The sequence below is a fragment of the Alicyclobacillus fructus genome (assembly GCF_017329605.1).
Lineage (GTDB): Bacteria > Bacillota > Bacilli > Alicyclobacillales > Alicyclobacillaceae > Alicyclobacillus > Alicyclobacillus fructus.
On sequence record NZ_JAFMTY010000038.1, the window covers coordinates 1 to 11,044 of the forward strand.

Below are 11,044 nucleotides of genomic sequence, written 5' to 3' on the forward strand. Positions count from 1 at the left end.
AAGCGAAGTTCCCAAAGGGGGCGAGCAGATCTGCAGGCCGAAGGCCGAAGCCCTGCTCGCCCCCTTTGGGACGAAGCTCCTTTTGGGACGAAGATCTAGACGGTTTTGTCATCTTGACAAAAGTGTGATCCTCGCTTCTGGACGCTGGCACCTTCAAAATCGCCCGCATTGACACCCCTATAGCCGGTTGTTATACTGCTCACAATATTTCAGGGACGCCATGCGCAGAGCGCGAGATGAAGGGGAGGAACCACCGTGACGAGCGCCTGGGAGCACAAATTCGTGGGTGAAGCGTTGACCTTTGACGACGTGTTGCTGTTGCCCGCTCACTCCTCCGTATTGCCGCGGGATGTGGACGTATCCACGCGGTTGACCACCGACATTCGCCTCAACATCCCCATCGTGTCCGCGGCCATGGACACCGTGACCACGTCGCCAATGGCCATCGCCATGGCGCGCGAGGGCGGGATCGGCATCATTCACAAGAACATGTCCATCGAGGCACAGGCCGAAGAAGTGGATCGCGTGAAGCGGTCCGAGAGCGGCGTCATCACCAACCCCATTTATCTCACGCCGGACAAGCCCTTGCGTGAAGCCGAGGCGCTGATGAGCAAGTACCGCATCTCCGGCGTGCCCATTGTGGAATGTGGATCGCAGAAGCTCATCGGCATCATCACCAACCGCGATCTCCGCTTTGAACGGGACGATTCTCGACCCATCGGGGAAGTCATGACCCGCGACAATCTGATCACCGCGCCGGTCGGCACGACGCTGGCGGAGGCGAAGGAGATCCTTCAGCGGCACAAGATCGAGAAGCTTCCGCTCGTCGATGGGGAAGGCAACCTGCGCGGCCTCATCACCATCAAGGATATTGAGAATGCGCGCCGGTTCCCGAATGCGGCGAAGGATTCGCAGGGGCGGCTGTTGGTCGGCGCGGCCGTCACGGTGTCGCCCGACGTGATGGATCGCGTCGACGCACTCGTGGCCGCGCACTGCGACGTGATCGTCGTGGATACGGCCCACGGTCATTCCGAGTCCGTGCTGAAGGTCGTCCGCGAGATCCGCGGGCGCTACCCGGACATCCAGATCATCGGCGGCAACGTGGCGACGGCGGCCGGCTGCGAGGCCCTGATGGACGCGGGCGTGAACGCCGTGAAGGTGGGCATTGGCCCAGGATCCATCTGCACGACGCGGGTGGTCGCGGGCGTCGGCGTGCCGCAGATCACGGCCATTTTCGAGTGCGCGAAGGCGGCAAGCAGGCGCGGGATTCCCATCATCGCGGACGGCGGCATCAAATACTCCGGCGACATCGTCAAGGCGATCTCGGCCGGCGCAAGCTCGGTGATGATCGGCAGCCTGCTCGCGGGCACCACGGAGAGCCCGGGCGAGATCGAAATCTACCAGGGCCGCCAGTTCAAGGTGTACCGCGGCATGGGATCCATCGGCGCGATGCGCGCGGGTTCGGGCGACCGGTACTTCCAGGGTGACAACGCCGAAGGCGACGCGAAGAAGCTGGTGCCGGAGGGCATCGAGGGGCGCGTGGCGTACCGCGGGCCGGTGAGCGAGATCGTGTATCAGCTCGTCGGCGGCCTGCGAAGCGGCATGGGCTACACGGGGTGCGCCACCATCCAGGAGCTTCAGGAAAAGAGCCAGATGGTGCGGATCACGTCCGCCGGTCTGCGCGAGAGCCATCCCCACGACGTGCAGATCACGAAAGAGGCGCCGAACTATTCGATTTGACGTGGAAAGAGACCCTGCGCTGTACTACAATGATCGTTAGGTCTTCAACCACTCACCGGCCTCAGCCGGTTGCGATACAAGAGGGGGATGCGGCATGTCGACTGTCGGCACGGATCGCGTGAAGCGCGGAATGGCGGAGATGCAAAAGGGCGGCGTCATCATGGACGTCGTCAACGCGGAGCAGGCGAAGATCGCGGAGGCGGCCGGCGCCGTCGCGGTCATGGCGCTGGAGCGGGTGCCGTCGGACATTCGCAAGGCTGGCGGCGTGGCGCGCATGGCCGATCCGGCCGTGATCGAAGAGGTCATGAACGCCGTCTCCATTCCGGTCATGGCCAAGTGCCGAATTGGGCATATCGTGGAGGCGCGCATTCTCGAGGCCATGGGCGTGGACTACATCGATGAAAGCGAGGTTCTCACGCCCGCTGACGAGAAGCACCACATCGACAAGACGAAGTTCACCGTGCCGTTCGTCTGCGGCGCGCGGGATCTCGGCGAGGCCCTGCGCCGCATCGCGGAAGGCGCGTCCATGATTCGCACGAAGGGCGAGCCGGGCACGGGCAACATCGTCGAGGCCGTGCGCCATCAGCGCATGATGCAGTCCGCCATCCGCCGCGTTCAGGCGATGTCGGAGGACGAGCTGTACGCCGAGGCGAAGAATCTCGGCGCGCCGTATCATCTTCTCAAGCAGGTGCACGATCTCGGCCGCCTGCCGGTGGTCAACTTCGCGGCCGGCGGCATCGCCACGCCCGCCGACGCCGCGCTCATGATGGAGCTCGGCTCGGACGGCGTGTTCGTGGGATCCGGCATCTTCAAGTCCGAGAATCCGGAGAAGTACGCGCGAGCCATCGTCCAGGCAGTGACGCATTATCAGGATTACGAGCTTTTGGCGCACCTGTCCAAGAACCTCGGGCAGGCCATGCAGGGCATCGATCTCGCCACGCTGCGCGAGGAGGAGCGCATGGCGGTTCGCGGTTGGTGACAGCTGACGCATGCACCTGCGAGAGCCGGGGGCAAAGGCCCGCCGGCTCTCGTACATGAGAGGAGGATGAGCGATGAGAATTGCCGTGATTGCGGTGCAGGGCGCGTTTCGGGAGCACATCGCGGCCTTGAAATCGCTCGGGGTGGACGCGTACGAAGCCAAGCGGGCGCGCGATCTCGACGGCGCCGACGGCGTCATTATCCCGGGCGGCGAGTCGACCGCCATCGGCAAGCTGATGCGGGAATACGACATGCTCGATCCCGTCCGGGAACTGGCCCGAGCGGGCAAGCCGATTTACGGAACCTGCGCCGGCATGATTGTGCTCGCGAAGCGCATCGAGGGCGAGGACACCGTTCACCTCGGCCTGATGGACGTGACGGTTCGCCGCAACTCGTTTGGCCGGCAGCGCGAGTCGTTTGAGGCGGACATCGAGATTCCGGCCATTGGCGAGCCTCCGTTCCCAGCCGTGTTCATTCGCGCGCCGCACATCGTGTCGGTGGGCGACGGCGTCGAGGTCCTTGCGACCTACGGCGATCGCGTCGTCGCCGTGCGGCAGGGCAATCTGCTCGCCACGTCGTTCCACCCGGAGCTGACGGACGATTACCGCCTGCACCGCTACTTCTTGGACATGGCGCAGGCGCCCGTGGCACATTGACCTAAGCGCGAGGTGTGACATGTTAGACATTCGAGCCATTCGGCAACAACCCGATGTGTTCAAGGCGAAACTGCAGCGGAAGAAGGTCGATCCGGCCGAGATCGACCGCCTGCTCGAGAGGGACGCGGCGTGGAGAGAACACCTCGCCGAGGTGGAGCGCCTCAAGGCGCTGCGCAACCAGACGTCCGAGGCCATCGCGCGCAAGAAGAAACAGGGCGAGGACGCGTCGGAAGACATCGCCCGCATGCGCGAGGTGTCGGCGCGGATTCAGGAACTGGACGGTCGCGTCCGCGAGCTGGAGGCCGAGGTGCGAGACCTGTTGCTCGCGCTCCCGAACGTGCCGCACGACTCGGTTCCAGACGGCGAATCCGAGGACGACAATCCGGTCATCAAAACCTGGGGCGACGTTCCGCAGTTCTCCTTTGCGCCGAAGCCGCACTGGGAAATCGCGGAGGCGCTCGACATCGTCGACAGCGAGCGAGCGGTGAAAATCACCGGCAGCCGCTTTGTGTTGTACAAGGGCTTGGGCGCGCGGCTCGAGCGGGCGCTCGCGAATTTCATGCTCGACTTCCACGTCGAGCGGCACGGCTACACGGAGATGTTCCCGGCCTTCATCGCCAACGAGGAGAGCCTCGTCGGCACCGGCAACCTGCCGAAGTTCGGCGACGAGATGTTCAAGATCGAAGGTCTGCCTTACTATCTCATCCCGACGGCGGAAGTGCCGCTCACGAACTACTACCGGGACGAAATCCTGCCGGCCGACGCGCTTCCCGTCAAATTTGCGGGCTATTCGGCCTGCTTCCGGTCCGAGGCCGGATCGGCCGGAAAGGACACGCGCGGGCTGATTCGGCTGCATCAGTTCCAAAAGGTGGAACTCGTCAACCTGTGCCTGCCGGAGCAGTCGTACGACGTGCTCGAACAGCTGACGCGCGAGGCGGAAGCCATTCTGGAGGCGCTCGAGCTGCCCTATCGGCGGATTGAGATCTGCACGGGCGATCTCGGCGCCAAGGACGCGAAAAAGTACGACATCGAGGTCTGGCTGCCGGCGCAGAATCGGTACCGCGAGATCTCGTCGTGCACCAACTTTGAGGACTACCAGGCGCGCCGCGCCAACCTGCGCTTCCGCCGGGACGAGCGCGCGAAGCCGGAGTTTGTGCACACGCTGAACGGATCCGGCCTCGCCATCGGCCGCACGGTCGCCGCGATCTTGGAGAACTACCAGCAGGAGGACGGATCGGTACTTATTCCGCGGGCGCTGGTGCCGTACATGGGCGGGATCGAGCGGATTGCGAAAGCCTGACACGACAGGTGGAGGGATGTCGGGTGCGGATTTCGAACGTCAGTGTGCGGCTGTCCGCGGACGACCTCAATTCCATGATCGCCGAGTTCGCACCGGACGTCCCGCTGCGCATCACGGCCATCCGGCCGGACGGGGTGCACGGCCAATTCAGGTTTCTGATGTGGAACATCGACTTTGCCGCCAGGCCCACCTGTAACCCGGAGCGAGGCGAGATCGCCCTCGAGATTTCGGCGCGCAAGCTCGTCAACATCCCGCCCGCCATTGTGCAGATGAGCCTGCAGGAGGCGATGCGAGATGCGCCGAACGGCATTGAGGTGTTGCGGCAGAGCCTGAGACTCAACGTCGCGAGCCTGCTCGAGCCGCTCGGCATTTCCCTGAAGCTGGGTGCGTTCACGTGCGGCGATGGGGCGCTGGTGGTCGATCTCGCCGACTGCGAGATCGAGATGCAGGGCCGGAGGCCCGAGTTTGCATCCTTATGGAAGCGGCGAGGGGAGTAGCAGCGCATTGGAACAGAGGATCCGACCGGATGATGGGCGCCAGACGATGGACACCTTGCGCCGTCACCTGCAATCGATAGACGGCCGCGGCTACAAGGCGTATCAGATCCTCGAAGGCCGGTACGCGTTTCCGTCCTTTGTGCTCGCCGTCGATCACGTCCAAGGCGATCCGTTCGCCGATCCGTCCAAGGTGAGGGTCATCGTGCCCCGGGCCAAGACCGCGGTCCGTGACGACTGGATTCAAACCCCGTGGCGCCGGATTCGCTGCGAGGATGTGTTGGCGCGGCGCGTGCATGAGGCGTTGCGCAAGCTGGCGCGGCGGGCCCGAGGGACGGGAAAGAGCGGGCTCATCGCCATCGATGCGCCTGGGCAAAAGGTCATCGAGCGCACGGCCGTGCAGATCGGGAAGGACGAGATCGTCATCTGCTTGTCCGTCGGCTTGCCGGCGGATGGAAGGCGCGTGCTGGCCCGCGAGGCCGCCATCATGCTGCTGGAGCAGATTCCCGCGGTGGTGGAGCGCGCGGTGTTCGGCGTGCGCGAAGCGGACATTCGCCCGGCCGTGGAGCTGGCGGATCAACAGCAGGCCATCCGCCAGTATCTGCGCGAGCACGGCCTGGTGGCCTTTGTGGCCAACGGCTCCATCCTGCCTCGCGAGAGCGGAGTGAGCGACAGGCCGCTGCGCGAGGGGGCGGTGCCGTTTCACAGTCCGCCGCAGCTCGAGGTGGCCATCCCGGTGCCGCACCGCGAGGAGCCCATCCGCGGCATGGGCATTCGCCGCGGCATCACGCTGATTGTAGGCGGCGGCTTTCACGGCAAGACGACGCTTCTCCAGGCCATCGAGCATGGGGTGTACGATCACGTCGCGGGCGACGGCCGGGAGTTTGTCATCACCGACAGCGGCGCCGTGAAGATCCGCGCCGAGGACGGGCGAAGCGTGGCGGACGTGGACATCTCACCCCTCATTGGCACGTTGCCGCACGGCAAGGCGACCACCCGGTTTTCCACGGAGAACGCGAGCGGGAGCACCTCGCAGGCCGCGGGGCTCATCGAGATGATGGAGGCGGGCGCCACGGCGTTTCTCATCGATGAGGACACCAGCGCGACGAACCTGCTCGTCCGCGATGCCCGCATGCAGGCGCTCGTCGCGAAATCGGGCGAGCCCATCACGCCGTACCTGGACAAGGCCAGGCAACTCTTGGACGAGTATGGGATCTCCACCATCATGGTGGCCGGAGGGCTCGGCGACTACCTCGACATCGCCGACTGCGTCATCAAGATGGACGCGTATATCCCGCACGACGTGACGGATGAGGCCAAGCGGATTGCCGCGGCCATTCCCACGGCGCGGCGGCCCGAAGGCGGTCCCTCGTTTGGCGCCATCCACCACCGCGTGCCCCAGCCCGACAGCCTGAACAGCCAGCGGGGCAACAAGGCCAAGGTAGCGGCGCGCGGGCGCCACGCCATTCAGTACGGCACAACGGACATCGATCTTCACGCCCTGGAGCAACTCGTCGACGACAGCCAGACGCGCGCCATCGCGGCCGCGCTGTTCTACATGGAGCGCAGGGGCTGGCTGACGAAGGGGTTGACGGTTCGCGAGATCCTGGACGCCCTGGAGGCGCAGTGGGATCGGGACGGGCTGGGATCGATCTCTCTCCGCCAAGGCCATCCCGGCGATCTCGCCCGCCCTCGCCGCTACGAACTCGCCGCTGCTCTGAATCGCCTGCGGACGCTTCGATGCGCGCAACGGGAAGGGTAAAAGGCGCTGAAGCGGCTCACCAAGGATCGCCGGCGTCTTGGTGAGCCCGATGGCTGAATGGGGCGGGGGCGGACTGAAAGCGGCGGGGATCACCGCGCCGAGAGGACTTAAGGGCTATTGCGAAACGGCCGCGAATTTCCTTTGCCGCGGCGAGGCCCGTTGCGGTATAATATGTACGCGGTTTGTATGTGCACCCGTAGCTCAGTAGGATAGAGCGGTGGTTTCCTAAACCGCGTCTTGCGCAGGTTCGAGTCCTGCCGGGTGCGCCAGAAGCTATGAACGGCGAGGCGTTTAAGCCTCGCCGTTCGACATGTTTTATCGACATTCGTTCAGTGGAGGGCGCCAACAAATCTCATGCCTTACCCGCTCGACAAGCTGCTGTGTTGATACCAAGTTCGGATCTCCCGAATTCGTCCTTCTAGCTTCACAGTGAGCCGATTGAAGATCGACGTACGTATCATGCTCAGACGCATGAAAAACGACACAGGTATTGTAACGCCTGTTGAGGCTCCGGCGAGTTCCAGGCCTCGCACGACAGCCATGACAACACCCGATTTTATCGAACGGCTGAAGCCCTCCGAAAAAGCTTCGCGAATGCGTTTGCGGCCTCGGAACACGTCTATGATTTCTGTAACTGAAATAAGAGCAAAAGGTAATTCAGGCAGGATGGCATGCAAAAAATGTCCAGATCCGCCGGCGTGATTGACCGTATGGTGGATGGCTTCTTGAAGTTTGGCGTGTGAGATCTCGCTATTTGTCAGGTGATCCAGGAGACCGTCCGACAATTGGCTTCCATGGTCGAAGAGATCACTGGTCGCGATCACGTGAATGTCAGGGTGTTGTTCAACAGCGGACTTTACATACGACAAAGATGAAGTGGCTTTCAATTGGAGTACTTCATCGGTCGATCCGTCCGCATTCACAATTCTTAAGTCCCAGCCTGGTTGGACGGGACTGTCAGCCAAGACGGCATGCTGACCGGGCCGAAGGTGCACATCTCCTACCCACTCGCCGCTGTTGAGTTTGTCACGAACGACAACTTCAAAAAGCTTACCAGACCAACCGTTCACAACGCCTTGAAGCTCCTCTGGCGACATCTGCTCAAGGTCAGCAAAGGTAAGATGAGGATACTGCAAGTGAAATGCTTCTTTCATCTGCGGAGTCATGCTTGATACATCAATTCCTGTGTGCATTCCCTCTGCAACCGAGCATGCCACGGCGACCGCATCGACGAGATTCATCACTCGTTGGCGGTACGACTGGCGCATGTACGAAATCATTTTTTCCGCATCGATGTTTCGCTCTCGAAGCCGAGCGCTGTAGATCTTGCGAAGAAGGTCAAGCGAGTTTATTGAGTGATCCATGAAATCAACTCCGCAGTCAACGACAAAGTCGAAAGAATTAGTGCACAGACTAACCCAATTTGAAACAGACGTTCCTTTCTTGCATAACGATCTTTCTCATGAGGTACATCCAAGCGTGCTTCGAAGGCGCCATGGTTGTTGCTCAGGGCCGCTATGTGCTGTTCATGTGAAGACAGCAATGACGAGAGTCGACGGATAGATTCCTCATGGCGTGTAATCATTTCTTCCATGCGCGAGCTTCTTTCTTCTTGAGCCTTCATTCGCCCTTCTTGTTCCATCACATGATCGCCCAAACCGACGACGATATCCCTGTACGTTTCAGTAAACTCATTCATCGTTTGAGCCAATCGCGCGCCTGTAATGTAGTCAAACGTGGATTTTGTAGTGTTGCGAGTCTTTGCAAGAATCTGTGCTACATGCGATTCTTTCCTTTCTGTAGAATCCTCCTTCTCCTCTACGTTTTCATTTTCTGTGTTGCCCATGGTCTGCATGTCTCGCACCGCCTTCTCGGGAGGTAGATTGGAATATGTACCTCTCCCCGCGGATCTCCCTGAGCTTGAAAGGAAGACATTCCATTCCATATGGGGAAAGTGAGAATAGAATAATAGATTTCACATTTTGCATCAAGTTCTGGGCGCAGGACGCCATTCGACGTGATCGCGATAGGATTTCGCCAAGAAAGATGCAGGAGGCGAGACACTTTGCGAGGCTCCGTTCTGTTAGGGTGTCAAGATGTTTTCCTGGGTCCATCGCACGCAGTGAGCCTTGGTCTCGAACTGAGGGTACACGTCGCTCACCTCTTGAGCCGGTCACGAATGCTCATGACGGAAGCAGCGATGCACAACACCAATACAAGAACTGCGGCTAAATCGGCCCATCGCGCGATATGAACGTGATAGATGATGCCGAGCGCCACCAGGAGTGTGGAATATCCAACCGTGTTTCGCAAATGGGCTCAAAACACTTCTCAGCATACCGTTCCTCCTCCGCGGTATCGCGGTATCATGGAGGCAAGGGGAGGGGCGACTGCCCTTGCCGAAGGTTCCTTCCGATGCCTGCGTCGTCTGCCGCCTCGTGTTCGGGGTGGGCTTATTCATTCATGCTGATCGATATTTCTGCCTGGCGCTTTGGCATCAGGCTAACGGTTAGGTGATTCCCATAAAGAGCACAAGATGGGTCCGCATATTTGAATACCAGACTCTTGTGGTTGCGTTCATTTTGTCATCGTTCTTTTTATTCCAAGGTCAGGGTCCCATTGGGAAGCGTGTTGAACAACATTGGTGGATCAGTCTCGTTGTTATGTGCCTGGGAATAGCCGCGATTTATATGAAGTCGAAAGGATGGAGATGGATATCTGGGTACCAAGGGGTTGCCGTTGCTATTATCTTGTCAATATATCTTTTGTTCCAAGGTGAAGGTTCTGTCGGACAGCGTATCGAGCAGAACTGGTGGATAAGTTTGATTGTGGCCTTGTTTGGAATATGGCAAAGAAGGCCTACGAGGTACGTAGTATACAAGTTCATGGATGTGATGAACCAAGCAACGAACAACAAAAGGGAGAAAAAACGGAGAGGAAATGACACGAACAACCATCCATGAACAAAGAGTCATGATGACAACGTGCAGTACGGTCGATGATGATCTTGAATCCAGTTGACGCTCGAAATGTGTTCTACGTTGGGTGCGATCCCTGTTCGTGTGCTCATTCAACGTTTTGGCGTGCGGGAGAATGCTGTGTCTATTTCGTTCTTGAATGCGAGCAATCTACGATTGCCGATGCGAGGGTTGTGGTGATGGCGTGACATTGAAGGCTGCGCCCCAATGCTTCTTCTGTCGACACGTACAGCAAGAGGGAATCCCTCATGTGTGGAGGTGTTCTGCGTTTCCGGATGGTATACCCAATGAGATCTTGCACTGGAAAGCGGACCACCGAAATCCGTATCCCGGTGACTGCGGCATTCGATTTGAGTCGGATGACAACGGCGAAAGAGCTGTCGAGAACCACTGGCAGTTGCTTTGGGGTGCGAGACGGGATCGGGATGCCCAAAGGCGGGATATGGGATGATAGGATTTCCGCCTCCGTGCTGGTTATGTGATCATGTGGATCGCAACCTTGCACCGAACAAGTGGCGGTGCAAAGCGTACCCAAATGGCACTCCGCAGGCGATTTTGCGTTGGAAGGTCGATCATCGCAAACCTTACGACGGCGATCGCGGCATCACATTTCAATCCAATGATGAGTAGGCTCAATATATGGACGAACACTGGAGACTGGTTCACGGCGAGGACTGAACGCTTGGAGAGTGTAAAATGAACTGTGTAAACTCCCCAGACTCGAGCTTGGGAGTCTACATGGGGAGTGAAGCGAAATGGAAGCTAAGAGACAGCTCGTTTCTAAGGACCAGATACGTCAATACATTCGTGAGGGCCAGCTCAAGGACCTGAGCGACGTGCAGGCGATGCTGAAAGACTTGTTCGCCACGGCGGTCCAAGAGATGCTTGAAGCCGAAATGGACACGCATCTCGGATACGCCAAGTATGACACGAAGGCCAAAGACACGGACAACGCCCGCAACGGCCATGGGGCCAAGCGCACGGTGCAGTCGGAACTTGGAGACATCGAAATCGCGCTGCCCCGAGACCGAAAGGGTGAGTTCGATCCCATCGTGGTCCAGAAGCGGCAGAAGCGCATGCCAAGCATCGAGGAGCAGGTCATCGCTTTGTACGCTCGAGGCTTCAGTACCCGGGAT

Annotated in this window: 9 protein-coding genes and 1 tRNA gene; 8 read left to right on the forward strand and 2 right to left on the reverse strand. The window is 59.9% G+C overall.

The genetic code is table 11. The features are described from left to right. Window positions 1-255: 255 nt before the first annotated feature. From guaB to J3481_RS13685, 7 genes are all read left to right on the forward strand, one after another. Window positions 256-1,740: an IMP dehydrogenase gene (guaB, locus tag J3481_RS13655; RefSeq protein ID WP_206832700.1), complete on the forward strand. Its 1,485-nt coding sequence runs from the start codon at window positions 256-258 to the stop codon at window positions 1,738-1,740. Window positions 1,741-1,834: 94 nt separating this feature from the next. After that, on the forward strand, window positions 1,835-2,719 hold the full coding sequence (gene pdxS / locus J3481_RS13660) for a pyridoxal 5'-phosphate synthase lyase subunit PdxS (protein ID WP_206832699.1): 885 nt from the start codon (window positions 1,835-1,837) through the stop codon (window positions 2,717-2,719). Window positions 2,720-2,792: 73 nt separating this feature from the next. Further along, complete coding sequence (gene pdxT / locus J3481_RS13665; protein ID WP_206832698.1) at window positions 2,793-3,374, forward strand: pyridoxal 5'-phosphate synthase glutaminase subunit PdxT; 582 nt, start codon at window positions 2,793-2,795, stop codon at window positions 3,372-3,374. A 19-nt stretch (window positions 3,375-3,393) separates the two neighbouring features. Next, the gene (gene serS, locus J3481_RS13670; protein WP_206832697.1) at window positions 3,394-4,674 is read left to right on the forward strand and encodes a serine--tRNA ligase; all 1,281 of its coding nucleotides are present in this window, start codon (window positions 3,394-3,396) and stop codon (window positions 4,672-4,674) included. Between the two features lie 23 nt (window positions 4,675-4,697). Next, entirely contained in the window at window positions 4,698-5,171 is a 474-nt protein-coding gene (locus J3481_RS13675; RefSeq protein ID WP_206832696.1) for a hypothetical protein, read from the forward strand. Window positions 5,172-5,217: 46 nt separating this feature from the next. Continuing rightward, window positions 5,218-6,930, forward strand: a complete 1,713-nt coding sequence (locus tag J3481_RS13680; protein WP_206832701.1) for an ABC-ATPase domain-containing protein — start codon at window positions 5,218-5,220, stop codon at window positions 6,928-6,930. 190 nt (window positions 6,931-7,120) lie between these two features. Beyond that, window positions 7,121-7,199, forward strand: a tRNA-Arg gene (locus J3481_RS13685). A 90-nt stretch (window positions 7,200-7,289) separates the two neighbouring features. Here the strand turns inward: J3481_RS13685 and J3481_RS13690 are convergent. Beyond that, complete coding sequence (locus tag J3481_RS13690) at window positions 7,290-8,294, reverse strand: hypothetical protein (protein WP_206832695.1); 1,005 nt, start codon at window positions 8,292-8,294, stop codon at window positions 7,290-7,292. Further along, window positions 8,279-8,785 carry a hypothetical protein gene (locus J3481_RS13695; RefSeq protein ID WP_206832694.1) on the reverse strand — a complete coding sequence of 169 codons (507 nt, stop codon included), beginning with the start codon at window positions 8,783-8,785 and terminating at the stop codon, window positions 8,279-8,281. Before J3481_RS13695 ends, J3481_RS13690 begins: the two co-directional genes overlap by 16 nt. A 1,878-nt stretch (window positions 8,786-10,663) precedes the next feature. On the opposite strand from J3481_RS13695, the gene J3481_RS13700 reads away from it, so the two are divergent. Then, a partial coding sequence (locus J3481_RS13700; protein ID WP_206832693.1) for a transposase occupies window positions 10,664-11,044 on the forward strand: 381 nt, incomplete at its 3' end.

Bases quoted from the DNA above. Each gene is read 5' to 3' on its own strand.
- pdxT (WP_206832698.1), top strand. From the start codon at position 2,793: ATGAGAATTGCCGTGATTGCGGTGCAGGGCGCGTTTCGGGAGCACATC.
- J3481_RS13695 (WP_206832694.1), bottom strand. From the start codon at position 8,785: ATGCAGACCATGGGCAACACAGAAAATGAAAACGTAGAGGAGAAGGAG.
- J3481_RS13680 (WP_206832701.1), top strand. From the start codon at position 5,218: ATGGACACCTTGCGCCGTCACCTGCAATCGATAGACGGCCGCGGCTAC.
- pdxS (WP_206832699.1), top strand. From the start codon at position 1,835: ATGTCGACTGTCGGCACGGATCGCGTGAAGCGCGGAATGGCGGAGATG.
- serS (WP_206832697.1), top strand. From the start codon at position 3,394: ATGTTAGACATTCGAGCCATTCGGCAACAACCCGATGTGTTCAAGGCG.
- J3481_RS13690 (WP_206832695.1), bottom strand. From the start codon at position 8,294: ATGGATCACTCAATAAACTCGCTTGACCTTCTTCGCAAGATCTACAGC.